The 14,550-nt window shown below is 67.1% G+C and carries 13 protein-coding genes; 2 read left to right on the top strand and 11 right to left on the bottom strand.

From position 1 onward, the window contains the following. Positions 1-89: 89 nt before the first annotated feature. The gene (locus AC5P53_RS01715) at positions 90-1,664 is read left to right on the top strand and encodes a sensor domain-containing diguanylate cyclase (protein ID WP_032961682.1); all 1,575 of its coding nucleotides are present in this window, start codon (positions 90-92) and stop codon (positions 1,662-1,664) included. A 39-nt stretch (positions 1,665-1,703) separates the two neighbouring features. Here AC5P53_RS01715 and AC5P53_RS01710 read toward each other — a convergent pair whose 3' ends face one another. Beyond that, entirely contained in the window at positions 1,704-2,594 is an 891-nt protein-coding gene (locus tag AC5P53_RS01710; protein WP_111205608.1) for an energy transducer TonB, read from the bottom strand. A gap of 80 nt (positions 2,595-2,674) precedes the next feature. Continuing rightward, positions 2,675-4,405: a bifunctional isocitrate dehydrogenase kinase/phosphatase gene (gene aceK, locus AC5P53_RS01705; RefSeq protein WP_111205609.1), complete on the bottom strand. Its 1,731-nt coding sequence runs from the start codon at positions 4,403-4,405 to the stop codon at positions 2,675-2,677. 155 nt (positions 4,406-4,560) lie between these two features. Between aceK and AC5P53_RS01700 the strand changes: the two genes are divergently transcribed. After that, positions 4,561-5,307 carry a KilA-N domain-containing protein gene (locus AC5P53_RS01700; RefSeq protein ID WP_014648638.1) on the top strand — a complete coding sequence of 249 codons (747 nt, stop codon included), beginning with the start codon at positions 4,561-4,563 and terminating at the stop codon, positions 5,305-5,307. Positions 5,308-5,381: 74 nt separating this feature from the next. Here AC5P53_RS01700 and AC5P53_RS01695 read toward each other — a convergent pair whose 3' ends face one another. From AC5P53_RS01695 to AC5P53_RS01655, 9 genes are all read right to left on the bottom strand, one after another. Continuing rightward, positions 5,382-5,741: a hypothetical protein gene (locus AC5P53_RS01695; RefSeq protein ID WP_014648639.1), complete on the bottom strand. Its 360-nt coding sequence runs from the start codon at positions 5,739-5,741 to the stop codon at positions 5,382-5,384. A gap of 53 nt (positions 5,742-5,794) precedes the next feature. After that, positions 5,795-6,211 carry a roadblock/LC7 domain-containing protein gene (locus AC5P53_RS01690; protein ID WP_014648640.1) on the bottom strand — a complete coding sequence of 139 codons (417 nt, stop codon included), beginning with the start codon at positions 6,209-6,211 and terminating at the stop codon, positions 5,795-5,797. Then, positions 6,204-6,752: a GTP-binding protein gene (locus tag AC5P53_RS01685; RefSeq protein ID WP_014648641.1), complete on the bottom strand. Its 549-nt coding sequence runs from the start codon at positions 6,750-6,752 to the stop codon at positions 6,204-6,206. Before AC5P53_RS01685 ends, AC5P53_RS01690 begins: the two co-directional genes overlap by 8 nt. Beyond that, positions 6,745-7,710 (bottom strand): hypothetical protein, encoded by a 966-nt coding sequence (locus AC5P53_RS01680; protein ID WP_075076478.1) that lies wholly within the window; start codon positions 7,708-7,710, stop codon positions 6,745-6,747. Before AC5P53_RS01680 ends, AC5P53_RS01685 begins: the two co-directional genes overlap by 8 nt. A gap of 323 nt (positions 7,711-8,033) precedes the next feature. Beyond that, complete coding sequence (locus AC5P53_RS01675; protein ID WP_495227065.1) at positions 8,034-10,256, bottom strand: NADP-dependent isocitrate dehydrogenase; 2,223 nt, start codon at positions 10,254-10,256, stop codon at positions 8,034-8,036. Positions 10,257-10,613: 357 nt separating this feature from the next. Further along, positions 10,614-11,126 (bottom strand): hypothetical protein, encoded by a 513-nt coding sequence (locus AC5P53_RS01670; RefSeq protein WP_014648644.1) that lies wholly within the window; start codon positions 11,124-11,126, stop codon positions 10,614-10,616. Positions 11,127-11,171: 45 nt separating this feature from the next. Next, positions 11,172-11,465 (bottom strand): LysM peptidoglycan-binding domain-containing protein, encoded by a 294-nt coding sequence (locus AC5P53_RS01665; protein ID WP_005419771.1) that lies wholly within the window; start codon positions 11,463-11,465, stop codon positions 11,172-11,174. 285 nt (positions 11,466-11,750) lie between these two features. Further along, positions 11,751-12,569, bottom strand: a complete 819-nt coding sequence (gene queF / locus AC5P53_RS01660; protein ID WP_014648645.1) for an NADPH-dependent 7-cyano-7-deazaguanine reductase QueF — start codon at positions 12,567-12,569, stop codon at positions 11,751-11,753. A gap of 549 nt (positions 12,570-13,118) precedes the next feature. Next, positions 13,119-14,438 carry a M20 family metallopeptidase gene (locus AC5P53_RS01655; RefSeq protein ID WP_046432850.1) on the bottom strand — a complete coding sequence of 440 codons (1,320 nt, stop codon included), beginning with the start codon at positions 14,436-14,438 and terminating at the stop codon, positions 13,119-13,121. Between the last annotated feature and the right edge of the window lie 112 nt (positions 14,439-14,550).

Genomic DNA, 14,550 nt, shown 5'->3' with positions numbered 1-14,550 from the left:
GCCCGGCCCTGCGGGCGTGGCCACCGATTCCGCTGTCGCCCCTTCCGGAGAACCGGTCGGGTCCAGCCTCCTGCCGGATCCGTCGACGCATGCGAACGCTGTCTCCCCGCCTCAACCTGGGCAAGCTGATCCTCGCCCTGGCCCTGCTCAGCGCCATCATCGCCCTGGCCAATACCCTGCTGGCCAGCTACCGCGTGCAGCGCGACCAGCTGGTCGGCAATACCCTGGAAGCCAACCGCGTCTATGCCACCAAGCTGGCCGAGACCACCCAGAACTTCCTGCTGGCCGCACAGCAGGAGCTGGCCTACGCCGCCACCCGGCTCGGCCAGAGTGACCTCGATCCGGCACAGGCGCAGGACGAGGCCAGCCGCCTGCAGCTGCAGACCAACAGCTTCAATTCCTCGCTGGTGGTGGACGCCGACGGCCTGGTGATCGCCACCTCGCCGCAGACCCTGCAGCTGCAGGGCGAGATCCTGCACAGCGTCGGCAACAATGCCGCATTGGCCGCACGCCAGCCGATGATCAGCGACCCGTACCAGTCGACCACAGGCAAGCTGCTGGTCTCGCTGTCGCACCCGATCTTCGACCGCCAGGGCCACTATCGCGGCTACGTCAGCGGCACCCTGTACCTGCGCCAGCGCAGCGCGCTGCATACGCTGCTGGGCAAGCACTACTACCGCGACGGCTCCTACCTGTACGTGGTCGACCGCCATGGCCGCCTGCTGTACCACGCCGACGGCAAGCGGGTCGGCGACTACGTGGTCGGCAACCCGGCGGTGAAGGCGGTGGTGCGCGGTGAGCGCGGCGCGCAGCAGGTCCGTAACAACCTGGGCGTGTCGATGCTGGCCGGTTACGCGCCGGTACCGGCCACTGGTTGGGGCATCATCGCCCAGCGGCCGACCGAGGCCACATTGCAGCCGTTGTCACGGTTGATGACCGCGGTGATCTGGAACGCGATCCCGCTCGGCCTGCTGTCACTGCTGATCACCTGGTGGTTCGCCCGGCGCATCTCGATGCCGCTGTGGCAGCTGGCGCGCAACGTGCAGGGTGGCGAGGACACCGGCAGCGCGATCAACCACGTCAGCGGCATCCGCGCATGGTACTTCGAGGTTGCCCAGCTCAAGCAGGCGGTCCTGCACAGCTTCAACGCCCTGCAGGACCGCATTGGCACACTCAACCGCGCCAACCGTACCGATCCGCTGACCGGCCTGCTCAATCGCCGCGGCCTGCAGCAGGCGCTGGATGCGCTGCAGGTGCAGGGCATTCCGTTCGCGATCCTGGCGCTGGACATCGATCGCTTCAAATCGATCAACGACAGCCACGGCCATGACGTCGGTGACGCCGCCATCGTCCATATCGCCGACCAGATGCGCCGCTACTCGCGCGACAGCGACATCCTCTGCCGTGCCGGTGGCGAGGAATTCCTGCTGCTGCTGCCGGGCATCAGTACCGACTCGGCGCGCCAGGCCGGCGAGCGGCTGCGCCAGCACATCGCCGATCATCCGTTCGAGCCGGTCGGCACCATCACCGTGTCGCTGGGCGTGGCCCACTTCCCCAGCTTCCATGTCGATGCCGAGCAGGCGCTGCGGCTGGCCGACAAGGCCCTGTACATGGCCAAGGAACAGGGCCGCAACCGCGTGGTGGTCTACCCGTACGCGGACTGAAAAGCGGCCGGCCTGGCCGACCGCTCCATCGCACCGGGCTCAGCGCTGCGCCAGCGGCGTCAGCAGGCGCAGGCCGCGCTGGGTGCCATCGACCATGTACACGCCGCCGGCCGGCAGCAGATCACTTCCCGCCTGTCCGGCGCCATCCGGCGTGCGCCAGGGTGCGGCCTGGCGCGGGCCGGGGATGAAGGCACGCCAGCGGCCGTAGCGTTCCGGCTGGCCGTTGTCGCTGTTGTTCAGGGCGAAAGTGACCGGCACGCGCACGGTCCATGAATCCCGCGTGCTGTCCTCGCCGGTGGTCGGCGGCGAGAAGGTCCACTTGCGGGCCGCACTGATACTGGCCTTGGCGAAGATGTCGCGCATCCTGGCCATGGTCCGTTCCGGTGCGACCACGGTCATGTTCACCTGCTCGGCAATGACATCGGCCACGGTGCCGTCGCGTGCGACCTTGACCAGCAGCAGTACGTCACCCTGCCCGCCATTGCGGAAGGCCTCTTCGGGGTAGCGCGGCGGCGGCATGCGCTTCTGGGTGATCGAATCGGTAGCCTTCGGATCATATTCACTGAAGTCGACGCTGGTCATGCTGATCTGGTAGTTGCCGTCTTCCTGCTCCTTGCCACGCAGGCGTACGCGCAGCGGCGCGTGGACGGCCACCGGCGTGCCATCACGCAGCGTCGGTTCGAACTGCCAACCGCGGATGGCGCCTTCCACGAACGACACGATGCCGGGTGCGAGCATGGCACGCTGGTCCAGGACCAGCGTGCTGACCGAACCATCGGCCGCCACGTCGATACTGCCCGACAGCACCATGCTCATCTCGGCAGTGGCGCGCACGGCGCGCGCGTTCTGGGCCACGGCATCGGCCGGCAGCAGGGGAGCACCGGCGGCGAACGCCAGGGCCAGCGCAAGGAACAGGGGGGAACGCATCATTGCCGGATCCATGGTGATGAGGTGAACCCCGAGCGTACCGCAGTCCGAGCGGGACCGGCAGGCAGTCCACGCCACGCCGTTCAGGCCAGGCGATGGACCGCCGCATAGGGCGGGGTATCCGGATAATCACCGCTGGCGAAGCGCGCCTGCAGGCCCTGCCACCACGCGGGATCAAACAGGTGCCGGTAATGTTCGCGCACCGCCGCCAGCTCGCCCGCCGGCAGGCCCATGAACGGGCCGAAGCGCTCTGGAAACACGTCGCGTGGCCCGACGTGGAACCAAGGTTCGTCGGCCATGGCTTCCTCCGGCGTGCGCGGCTGCGGCCAGGCGCGGAAGACGCAGTCGCTGACCAGGCACAGCTCGTCATAGTCGTAGAAGACTGCCCGGCCATGCCGCGATACGCCGAAGTTCTTCGGCAGCATGTCGCCGGGGAAGATGTTGTTGCGCGCCATGTCGGTGATCGCCTGCGCGTAGTCGAGTACCGCCGCACGCACCGCATCGCCGCCCTGCTCGCGCAGGTACAGGTTCAATGGACGGAAGCGACGCTGCACGTAGCACAGTGCGACTTCCACCTGATCGCCATCGACGCGCACGCTCTGCGCGCACTGCGCAAGCAGCTCCTGCAGCAAGGCCGGTGCGAAGCGGTCGCGCGGGAAACGCAGATGGCGGTACGGCTGCGCATCAAGCAGGCGACCGACACGGTCGAGGTTGAACACCAGCGCATACTTCTCTTCCACCTGCTGCCGCGACATCGACTTCGGCCACGCGAAGCGGTCGCGGATCAGCTTGAACACCAGCGGATAGCTGGGCAGGGTGAACACCGCCATGACCATGCCCGGCGTGCCTTCGGCATGCACCAGCCGCTCCTGCGGATGTTCGTTGAAGTGGCGGAAGAAGGTACGGTAGCGCTCGGTCTTGCCCTGCTTGGCGCGGCCCAGCACCGTATAGATCTCATCAATGGGCTTGCCCGGCAACAGGCTGCGCAGGAACACCACCGCATCGCCCACCGTGGCAAGGTCGGCCTGGAAATAGCTGCGCGACACGCCGAACAGATGGGCGACATCGCGACGCCGGGTCAGCACCGCATCTGCACGCAGGCCCTGCCCATCGTTGACCAGGGCGATCACGCACGGTGAGAAGCGGTGTTCGCCGAACACGCGACCCACCAGGTAGGCGCGGCGCTCCCGGTAGAACACGGTGTCGAGCAGCTCGATGCTGCGCACCGGCGTATCACCCCAGTGGGCCAGATCATCCTGCAGGCGCACAGCGATGGCCGCCGCGCAGCGCAGCTGGTGCGCATACGGAATGTCGAAGCGGTAATCGGCCAGCACGCGCTGGAGAGCCTCCACCGGCCGCGTCGGCGAGACCGCATAGGTATGCCGTGCGACCGGGTGGGTGATCGCATCGGACGGCTCGACATCGAAGGCGATGAACTCCAGCGCCGGGTCCACGCCACGGGTGGAGAACAAGCGCCGCGACAGCGTGTTGTAGAAGGTCTTGTACAGCTCGGCGTCGATCAGCCCCCGCAGCAGTGCGCTATAGCGCGCATGCACCTGCAGCCACAGCGCGCGTTCCCCGATCGCTTCGCCGGCGAGGCGCCGCAGCGCATCCATCTGGTCGGCGATGCACAGGTCGTACAACGCGATGCGCTCGACTGCATCCCGGCGCGCGCCCACCCAGTCGCGCTGCTCGAAACGCTGCCGCGCACGGGCGGTGATCGCCGCAAAGCGGGCGTGATACTGCTCGAAGCCGGCGTGAATGGCGCCGGCGATGCGCGACGCCAAGTCGGCAACGGTGTCAGGCTCGGACATGCAGGGCTCACCCGGGAGGACCTGCCTCACCATACGCTGGCGTGGGGTGGCTTGTGTAGGGCCACTGCATGCCGCGACAAACGCAACGATTCCTACAGACCTGATGCCTCCCTGCTGCCTACCCTTTCAGGCCCAACAACGGCACGAGGTGACGCATGCAGCAAATGACCTTTATTCCGCGCGTGGAGGAAGGCAACGTCATCCCGCAGCGCGCCCGCGACGGCTACATCAGCGCGACCGCCCTGTGCCAGTCCGTCGGCAAGCGCTGGTCCGACTACCGGGCACTGAAATCGACGGAGGAGTTCCTGCAGGAGCTCATGGCGCAGACGAAGCTGTCCGAGAATGAGCTGATCCACGTGGTATCCGGTGGGAACCCGGCCATGCAGGGCACCTGGATCCACCCGTACCTCGCCATCCACCTCGGCCAGTGGCTGTCGCGCAGGTTCGCAGTGAAGGTCTCGCAGTGGGTGGTGGAATGGCAGCAGGGTCGCGCCAATGCGTTGCTGCCCGTGCACATCGACCGCTACATGCAGAACCGTGCCAAGGTGCCGTACACCCATTTCTCGATGCTCAACGAGCTGACGTTGAACCTGATCGCACCGCTGGAGCAGGCGGGCTATACGCTCCCGCAGGCGCTGGTGCCGGACATCTCCGAAGGCCGACTGTTCTGCAAATGGCTGAGGGATCATCGCGGCGTCGACACCGATGCGCTGCCCACGTATGACCACGCCTACCCGGACGGCCGCACGGTGCAGGCCAAGCTGTATCCCAACGAGTTCTACGAGGACTTCCGCCGCCACTTCAACGAAGTGTGGCTGCCAGATCATGCGCCCAGGTACTTCGCCGCACGCGACAGCAAGGCTCTCTCGTTCGTCTCTGCACTGCTGCTTCCAGCAGCCTGAAGGCAGCGCCGAACGTGCTCGGCTGCTTCGGCTGGAAGCAGCCGAGCATGGTCCGGCGCTACGGAGGCGGCCGCTCAGATCGCCAGTTCGGCCTCCACGTCCTGCACCTTGCGCCGGGCCAATGCCAGGTTGGACTTGGTACGGTCCAGCACGATGTAGAAGAACAGGCCCTTCTTCTTCGCCACCGGGCGCATGATGTGGTACGCCTTGCCCAGCGAGATCAGGATGTCCTCGATGCTGTCGTTGAGGTTCAGCGATGCGGCGGTCTTCATCTTCGCGCGGATCACTTCGGTATTGCCGGCGGCGGCCACTTCCATGTCCATGCCAGCACCGGCTTCGCCCAGCAGCATGCCGCTTTCGTAATCGACCAGCGCCACTGCCTGCGCGCCGTCGATGCCCATCAGTGCGTTCAACGAATCATTCAATCCAGCCACGTCGCACCCCTTGTCGATGTTGGTCCGAGCCCCTTGTTCCCCTGCGGCCGGGCTCACGATCCGCCGAGTTCGGCCAGGATCGCCTGGCCACATTCCCTGCTCTGCCACAGCACCTGGCCGATCACGCTGCGCTGGTCGCAGGCCGCCATCAGCAGCAACGGTGCGCGCCCTTCGGCCTGGATCGCCAGCATCAGCACCTTTCCGCCCGCCGCTTCCAGCATCAGTGTCTGCAGATCGCCCAGCACCAGTTCGCGCCCGACCGCCGCAGCCAGCGCCAGCATCGCGCTGGTCATCGCCGCCAGCCGTTCGCCGCGCCCTTCGGCGCCGGCGCTGACCAGGGCAAAGCCATCGACGCTGGCCAGCACGACCGTGCGCACGCCTTCGACCCGCTGCTGCAGGTCCTGCAGCAGGGGCTGCAGGCGCTCACGCTGACCGGCGTCGGGCAGTACCGCCAGCTGCCCGTCAGCCATGTGCAGCCACCAGTGCGTGCGCTTCCATTTCGCTCATCAGTACATCCATCAGCAGCAGTCCCTGTCCTCGGTCACGGGCATCCACGGCCAGCAGCGGCAGCGGCTGGTCGTCAAGGCAGGCACGGATGGCCCAGTCATCCAGTGCGGCCTGCGGTGCCTGGTCCAGGTGGGTGACCGCCACGACCAGTGCCAAGGATGATGCGAACGGCTGCAGCACCTGCAGATAGCCTTCCAGCTCGCTGGCCAGGCCGGCGCGGCGCGCATCCAGCAGCAGCACCGCGCCACGCGCGCCCTGCAGCAGGATCGGCCACAGGAAATCGAAACGCTGCTGGCCGGGTGTGCCGTAGAGACGCAGGCGTTCGCCGTTGGGCAGGTCGATGTCTGCATAGTCCAGCGCCACGGTGGTGGAGGCCTTGTCGGCGCCGAGGCGATCACTGTTGGCCACATCCGTGTCGACCACCGCGCCAGCCGCGATGCTGCGTACCAGCGTCGACTTGCCGCTGCCCATGCCGCCCAGCACGACCACCTTGTGCTCACGCATTGCGCTCGCTCCCGCGCAGGTGCCGCCACAGGCGGGCGAGCAGTCCGTTGTCGGTGCGGGTGCCACCTGCCGCCATCATCAGCGTCGCCGGGGCGGCCTGCAGCTGCGCGTAGCCACACAGATAGGCGGCATGGATGAAATCGCGAACGGCCGCCGCCGGCAGTTCGAGCAGCATCGTGCATTCCTCAACCGTACACGCACGCTTGAGCAGCAGCGAGCACAGGCGGAAGCCATCGTGGTCATGGCCCAGTACGCGGAAGTCCGGCCAGCGCAGCAGCTTCACCGAGGCGCCGCGCAGGCGCTCGTCCAGCGCCTGCCAATGGCGGCTGCGTTGCGCCCATTGCCACAGCAGTGGCCGCAGCGGCTGGCGTGGCCGCTCGCCGGCCAGGGCCTGCAGGCGCGCCGGTGTCAGCGCGTCCAGCTGCAGGCGCTCAAAGGCATCGGCCAGCCGCTCCACCAGCGCCGCAGCCGGCTCCTGCAACAGCACGGCCTGATCGTGCTCCAGATCCATCAGCAGCAGAGGCTCGCCCGCATCACCCAGCAGTGCCTGGCCCTGTCGCAGCGGCAGCCGCTCGCGCAGCAGGCGGGTGATGGCGTGCGCGCCATCTGCCAGGCGGATCGGCGCAGGTGTCTGCATGGCCAGGGGCTCCGGTGCCAACTGCATGCGACGCAACGCGCGACCGATGGCACCGTCATCAAGCACGTCCTGATGCCCGTCGCCATCACGCAGCTGGCCGCCGATGTCCTCGATCCAGCACTGCAGGCGCGGACGTTGCTGCCGCATGCGCTGGGCGGCGTTGCGCAGCGCCGGGGTATCGCGGATGACCAGCAGATCACAATCGTCCAGATCCTGGCTGCGGCGGACCTGGCCATCCGGCAGCGCCGAGGCCAGGCGCAGCCGTTGCAGCAGGGCCTGCTCGCCCTGGATATCGGTTCCCACTACCAGCACGCGTGCCATCCGTGTTCCCCGTGCGGCCACCTCCCCGGTGGCCTCGCGTCGCCAAGGCTAGGGCATCGCCAGCGGCGGCCGTCGTGATCGATTGCTCAGATTCAAGGCGACTGCGAAACGGCGCCGATCCATTCTGCGACCGCCATCGCGGGCAAGTTTCATGCCCCGTTGACGGCATTCCGACGACCGACGACCGACGGATGTCACGGTTCTGGACACGGGTCGAATGGGGCCAGATCCCTTTTGCTTGCAAAAGGGATCTGACCCCAGCGCCATAAAAAGAAACCCGCGCCGAAGCGCGGGTTCCGGTGTCACGGCCGAACGGCAGTGGATCAGCCGCGCAGCTGTTCCAGCGCGGCGTTGAAGGTCGCGCTCGGGCGCATCGCCTTGCTGGCCTTGGCCACGTCCGGGCGGTAGTAGCCGCCGATGTCCACGGCCTTGCCCTGCACTGCGATCAGCTCTTCGACGATCTTCTGCTCGTTGTCGGTCAGCGTCTTGGCCAGCGGGGCGAAGCGCGCCTTCAGGGCGGCGTCCTCGTCCTGCGCGGCCAGGGCCTGGGCCCAGTACAGCGCGATGTAGAAGTGGCTGCCACGGTTGTCGATGCCACCCAGCTTGCGCGATGGCGACTTGTCGTTGTCCAGGAACTGGCCGTTGGCTTCGTCCAGCGCCTTGGCCAGCACACGGGCAGCGGCGTTGTCGTAGCGGTTGCCCAGGTGTTCCAGCGACGCGGCCAGGGCCAGGAACTCACCCAGCGAATCCCAACGCAGGTAGTCCTCTTCAACGAACTGCTGCACGTGCTTCGGGGCCGAACCACCGGCACCGGTCTCGAACAGGCCGCCACCGGCCATCAGCGGCACGATCGACAGCATCTTGGCGCTGGTGCCCAGTTCCATGATCGGGAACAGGTCGGTCAGGTAGTCACGCAGCACGTTGCCGGTCACCGAGATGGTGTCCTCGCCCTTGCGGATGCGGTCCAGCGAGAACGCGGTGGCTTCCACCGGCGGCAGGATGCGGATGTCCAGGCCGGTGGTGTCGTGGTCCTTCAGGTACTGCTCGACCTTGGCGATGACCTGCGCGTCGTGGGCGCGGGCGGCGTCCAGCCAGAACACGGCCGGGGTGCTGCTCAGGCGGGCGCGCTCGACGGCCAGCTTGACCCAGTCCTGGATCGGCGCGTCCTTGGTCTGGCACATGCGCCAGATGTCACCGGCTTCCACGGCGTGCTCGAACACCACGGCGCCGGCATCATCGGTGACCTTGACCACGCCATCGGCGGCGATCTGGAAGGTCTTGTCGTGCGAGCCGTACTCCTCGGCCTTCTGCGCCATCAGGCCGACGTTCGGCACCGAACCCATGGTGGCCGGGTCGAAGGCACCGTGCGCCTTGCAGTCGTCGATGACGGCCTGGTACACGCCGGCGTAGCAGCGGTCCGGAATGACCGCCTTGGTGTCCTGCAGCTTGCCTTCGGCATTCCACATCTTGCCCGAGTCGCGGATCATCGCCGGCATCGAGGCGTCGACGATCACGTCGCTCGGCACGTGCAGGTTGGTGATGCCCTTGTCCGAATTGACCATGGCCACGCCCGGGCGCTGCGCGTACTCGGCGGCCAGGTCGGCCTCGATCGCGGCGCGGGTGGCTTCAGGCAGCGACGGCAGGCGCGCAGCCAGGTCACCAATGCCGTTGTTGGCATCGAAACCGGCCTGCTTCAGCACGTCGGCGTGCTTGGTCAGTACGTCCTTGTAGAACTCGTTCACCGCCACGCCGAACATGATCGGGTCGGAGACCTTCATCATGGTCGCCTTCAGGTGCAGCGAGAACAGCACGCCCTGGGCCTTGGCATCGGCAATCTGCTCGCCGATGAACGCGGCCAGTGCCTTGCGGCTCATGACGGCGGCATCGACGATCTCGCCCGCCTTCACTGCGGTCTCTTCCTTCAGCACGACGGCGCTGCCGTCCTTGCCGTGGAAGGTGATCTTCAGCGAACCGGCGTTGGCCAGGGTGGCCGACTTCTCGCTGCCGTAGAAGTCACCGGCGGCCATGTGCGCGACGTGCGACTTCGAATCCGACGCCCAGGCGCCCATGCGGTGCGGATGCTTGCGCGCGTAGTTCTTCACCGACAGCGGTGCACGGCGGTCGGAGTTGCCTTCGCGCAGCACCGGGTTCACCGCACTGCCCTTGACATTGTCGTAGCGCGCCTTGTAGTCGCGCTGCTGGTCGTCGGCCGGGGTTTCCGGGTAATCCGGCAGCGGATAGCCCTGGTCCTGCAGTTCCTTGATGGCCGCCTTCAGCTGCGGCACCGAGGCGGAGATGTTCGGCAGCTTGATGATGTTGGCGTCCGGGGTGGTCGCCAGCTGGCCCAGCTCGGCCAGGTCGTCGCTGACCTTCTGCGCGTCGCTGAGCAGTTCAGGGAACAGCGACAGGATGCGGCCGGACAGCGAGATGTCACGGGTTTCCACCACGATGCCTGCGGTGGCGGTGTAGGCGCCGACGATCGGCAGCAGCGACTGGGTGGCCAGGAACGGTGCTTCGTCGGTCAGCGTGTAGAGGATCTTGGACATGGGGGACTTGGACTCTGTAGCAGTGCTCAGGGGAAGGCCGGCGCCAGCGCCGGGCCACGTGCAACCGTGTCGCGCGCGGGGCCGGGCCCCACGCTTTCCCCCGTCGCCGTCAGGGTGGGCGCGCGGCGGGGAAACCCCTGCATTGTCGCGTTTTCAGCCGCGCGGGGCAAAGCTGTGCCATACGCGGCGGTACTGCACGGCGGCAACGCTGTGATCCATCCGCGCCAGGATGAAGCCCCCCACAGCATCAGCAGATCCACGCCATGCGTGGATGAAGCCAGCCATCGCCCAACAAAAAAGGACGCAGCCTCGCGGCTGCGTCCATCGTGAGCCCTGCCGGGAGAGAGTCGGCAGGACTTACTTGACCTCGAACTCCTGCGGCGTTCCGGCCGCCTTGCCATCGACGGTGACCTCGGCGCGGTACTTGCCGGCCGGCCAGCCCTTTGCATTCTTGAACGTGACGTTGGTGGTTTCCGCACCACTGGTGTTCAGGGTGGCGTTCTGTTCGCCGGCTACCTGGCCGTCCTGATAGGTCAGCTTGGCGCCAACGGTGACGTTGTTTGCAGCGCCGTCGGTCTTGACCGAGACGATGATGTCATCCTTCGGTGCGAACAAAGCCGTCGTCGCAACCGACTTGTCGGCGGCGGCGGTCTTGCCGACGGTGACCGACGAGACGTTGACCGCAGCGGCTTCGGCCATCGGCGGCGGTGCGCCGGTCATCGGCGCGGGAGCTGCGGGTTCGGCCGGGGCGGTCGCTGCCGGAGCGGCGTTGCTGTCGGTCGACTCTTCCTTCTTCTTGCAACCGACCAAGGCAACGCTGCCCAGCAGGGCGGCGATCAGGGCGGTCTGTAGCGGGGTGGTCTTGATCATTCGGGGTTCCTCCCAGGGATTGTCGGACGGCGTTCGATGGCCGGCTTACTTCGGCGGCAGTTTCAGGGTCTGGCCCGGGAAGATCTTGTCCGGGTCATCAAGCACATCGCGGTTGGCTTCGAAGATCTTTTTCCAGGCATTGGCGTCGCCCAGATGCTGCTTGGCGATCTTCGACAGCGAGTCACCCTTCTGCACGGTATAGGTGCCGCCGCTGACAACGTCTGCGGTGCTGTCCACCGAAGCGCTGACGCCGGAGAAGTCCGCCTTCGGCACCTGCTCGGCGGTACTGTCGACGCTGCCACTGACGCCGGAGAAATCGGCCTTCTTCTCGGTACTCATCCACAACTCCCGTCTGCATGACTACGTGATTCGCACGGTGCCATGGAGGTTGTTAAATGGGGATGGTGCAGATGTGAAGCCGCCCCCCGGGGCGGCTGAACAATCGGGGGAATGGACGCCCGGTAGTGCCGGCCGCTGGCCGGCTGTGCCAGGGGGATCCGGCCTTGGCCGATTGCCGGCCAGCGGCCGGCTCTACCCGTAACCACCTGCGAATCATGGTAGTGCCGGCCGCTGGCCGGCGCTCGCCGGGCATGGCCCGGCGCAACGGGCAACCGCCTGTGGCGGTTACTGCCGCAGTTCGCGGTAGGTCGCAGCCGGGGCGGCGATGCCCGGGCTGGCACGCCAGGGGTTGATATCCAGGCCGCCACGACGGGTGTAGCGGGCCTCCACTTCCAGCCACTGCGGCTGGCAGCGCGCAGACACCTCGCTGAAGATCCGTTCAACACACTGCTCGTGGAACTCGGCGTGCTCGCGGTAGCTGACCAGGTAACGCAGCAGGCCGGCGCGGTCGATCTTCGGCCCGCGGTAGCGCAGGCTGACCGTGGCCCAGTCCGGCTGGCCGGTAACCGGGCAGTTGGACTTCAGCAGCGCCGAGACCAGGGTTTCCTCCACCACCTCGCCGGTATCAGCGGCGAGGAAGTCTGCCTGCGGCGGGCCGTAGCAGTCGATCTCCACATCCAGGCCGTCGATGGATTCACCGAGTGGCGTCTCGCGCAGGCCCGGCAGGCCGAACTCGACCTCCACCGGCGCACCGGCGCAGGCCGACAGGTCAGCCACCAGGCGCCCACGAAGTGCCTCGGCGCTGTCGATACGGGTGCTGTTGAGGGAGTTCAGGTACAGCTTGAACGACTTCGATTCGATCAACCGCGGTGAGGTGCACGGCACCTGCACGGTGGCGACGGCGACCTGCGGCTTGCCACGCGCGTCGAGCCAGCTCAGCTCGAAGGCATGCCAGCGGTCGTGGCCGACGAACGGCAGCGCGGCGTCATCGAGGCCGATCTCGGCGCGGGCGCCGCTGCGGGGGATGGGAAACAGCAGGCCGGGATCGTACTGCGACGGGTAACTGACCTCGCGACCGAGGCTGGAATCCTGTGGGGTGTTCATGGGCGCCATTGTATCGCGCGGACGGCGGGCCTTCGGCCGGGCTGGCCAACGGCGGAGCCCCTCCGTGGTGGGGTTGGTGGGTCGTCGAAAGCCTGGGTTCCGGGGTGTGGGCCAGGCGGGCGGGATGGGCGGGGACGCCGTGAACCCATCCCTGGGGGCTTAGCCGCGCCATCCATGGCGCGGATACCCCGCCCATCCCACCCGCCCGGCCCTCCGACACATTTCTGTCGCCGATCCACCACGGGAAAGATCAGGAAAATCAAAATCAGAATCCGATCCTTAAGACGTTCATGACGTCCGCCGTGCCGACCAACGGTCGGCACCCACCAACAGCAGCGGGCACCAACAGCCGCGGGAAACTGTCGAAGGCGGGGTGGGTCCGGTTGAGGGGGTGTCCGCGGCATGGATGCCGCGGCCAAGCCCCCAGGGACGGGTTTACGGCGTCCCCCTCAACCGGACCCACCCCGCCATCCCACGGAATGCCCGCTGTTGACGTTGACGTTGCCGTTGATCCAAGCGGGTGCAGGGCTGCAAGCCCTGCGGAAACCCTCACTCCGCCGGGGTGCCGGCACCGTGCAGGTAATCCAGGCTCACCTGCAGCAGCGCGCGGAACCCGACATCCAGCGCCTTCTCATCCAGCAGGAACTTCGGCGAATGGTTGGCCGGCGCCGTTGCCGGGTCGATGCCCGCGCTGGTGGAGCCGACGAAGAAGAACATGCCCGGCACTTCCTTCGCGTACAGCGAGAAATCTTCCGCACCCATCTGCAGCGGTGGCTCGTATACGTTGTCCTTGCCCACCACCGCCTGCAGGCTCGGCAGCATCTTCGCGGTCAGTGCCGGGTTGTTCACCGTGGCCGGGTTGCCATCGGCTTCGTAGATCTCGGTCACCGCCTTGGCACCATGCGCGGCGGCGGTGTGCTCGGCCACGTTGCGCAGGTCGGCGAAGATCTGCTGGCGCATGCCTTCGTCGAAGGTGCGGATGGTGCCGACCATCTCCACTTCATCGGGAATGATGTTGTAGCGGATGCCGCCGTTGATCGCGCCGAAGGTCAGCACTGCCGGCTGCTTGGACAGGTTGGCGCGGCGGCTGACGATGGTCTGCGCGGTGCCCACCAGGTCGGCGGTGGCGACGATCGGATCAACCCCGTTCCACGGCGCCGAACCATGCGTCTGGCGGCCGATCACCTTGATCCCGAACCGGTCCGAGGCCGCCATCAACGGGCCACCGCGCACCGCGATCTGACCCACCTGCACGCTGGAGAACACATGCAGGCCGAACACCGCTTCCGGCTTGAAATCGGCGAACAGGCCTTCCTTCAGCATGAGTGCCGCACCACCCTCTTCCGGCGGCGGTGCGCCCTCCTCGGCCGGCTGGAAGATCAGCATCACCTGGCCCGGCAGGTCCTTCTTCATCGACACCAGTGCTTCGGCCACGCCGAGCAGGGTCGCGGTGTGCGCGTCATGGCCACAGGCATGCATCACGCCCACGGTCTGCCCGCGGTACTGGTCAGTGGCCTTGGAGGCGAACGGCAGGCCGGTCTGCTCGGTCACCGGCAGCGCGTCCATGTCGGCGCGCAGGGCGATCTTCGGCCCCGGCTTGCCGCCCTCGATGATCGCAACCACGCCGTGGTGGGCGATGCCGGTCTTCGGCTTCAGGCCCATCGCACGCAGGCGCTTGGCGACCTCGGCCGAGGTGCGCGCCTCGCGGTTGGACAACTCCGGATGCTGGTGGAAATCGCGGCGCCATTCGACCACCTTGGCCTGCAGCCGCTGCGCGGCGGCGGTCACTTCCGGGCGCTGCCCGTCCTGGGCGTGGGCAAGGGCCGGCAGGGCCAGCAGCAGGGCGGACAGCAGCAGCGAACGGCGCATCGCAATCTCCACAGCAGAAGGGTTCCAGCTGAATGTAGGGCAACACCGCCGCCACGGGAACCTCCGGCGCTCGATCCGGTCTTAGCGCCCGTCCCATCCGTCATGCAGGAAA

The sequence above is a fragment of the Stenotrophomonas sp. YJH_SMC_82 genome, from assembly GCF_059368875.1.
Note: the sequence above shows the minus strand (reverse complement) of the source record. Positions and strands in the feature narration are given on the sequence as shown.

Bases quoted from the DNA above. Each gene is read 5' to 3' on its own strand.
- AC5P53_RS01715 (WP_032961682.1), top strand. From the start codon at position 90: ATGCGAACGCTGTCTCCCCGCCTCAACCTGGGCAAGCTGATCCTCGCC.
- AC5P53_RS01675 (WP_495227065.1), bottom strand. From the start codon at position 10,256: ATGTCCAAGATCCTCTACACGCTGACCGACGAAGCACCGTTCCTGGCC.
- AC5P53_RS01685 (WP_014648641.1), bottom strand. From the start codon at position 6,752: ATGCGTGAGCACAAGGTGGTCGTGCTGGGCGGCATGGGCAGCGGCAAG.
- AC5P53_RS01710 (WP_111205608.1), bottom strand. From the start codon at position 2,594: ATGATGCGTTCCCCCCTGTTCCTTGCGCTGGCCCTGGCGTTCGCCGCC.
- AC5P53_RS01665 (WP_005419771.1), bottom strand. From the start codon at position 11,465: ATGAGTACCGAGAAGAAGGCCGATTTCTCCGGCGTCAGTGGCAGCGTC.
- queF (WP_014648645.1), bottom strand. From the start codon at position 12,569: ATGAACACCCCACAGGATTCCAGCCTCGGTCGCGAGGTCAGTTACCCG.
- AC5P53_RS01655 (WP_046432850.1), bottom strand. From the start codon at position 14,438: ATGCGCCGTTCGCTGCTGCTGTCCGCCCTGCTGCTGGCCCTGCCGGCC.
- AC5P53_RS01680 (WP_075076478.1), bottom strand. From the start codon at position 7,710: ATGGCACGCGTGCTGGTAGTGGGAACCGATATCCAGGGCGAGCAGGCC.
- AC5P53_RS01700 (WP_014648638.1), top strand. From the start codon at position 4,561: ATGCAGCAAATGACCTTTATTCCGCGCGTGGAGGAAGGCAACGTCATC.
- AC5P53_RS01670 (WP_014648644.1), bottom strand. From the start codon at position 11,126: ATGATCAAGACCACCCCGCTACAGACCGCCCTGATCGCCGCCCTGCTG.
- AC5P53_RS01690 (WP_014648640.1), bottom strand. From the start codon at position 6,211: ATGGCTGACGGGCAGCTGGCGGTACTGCCCGACGCCGGTCAGCGTGAG.
- aceK (WP_111205609.1), bottom strand. From the start codon at position 4,405: ATGTCCGAGCCTGACACCGTTGCCGACTTGGCGTCGCGCATCGCCGGC.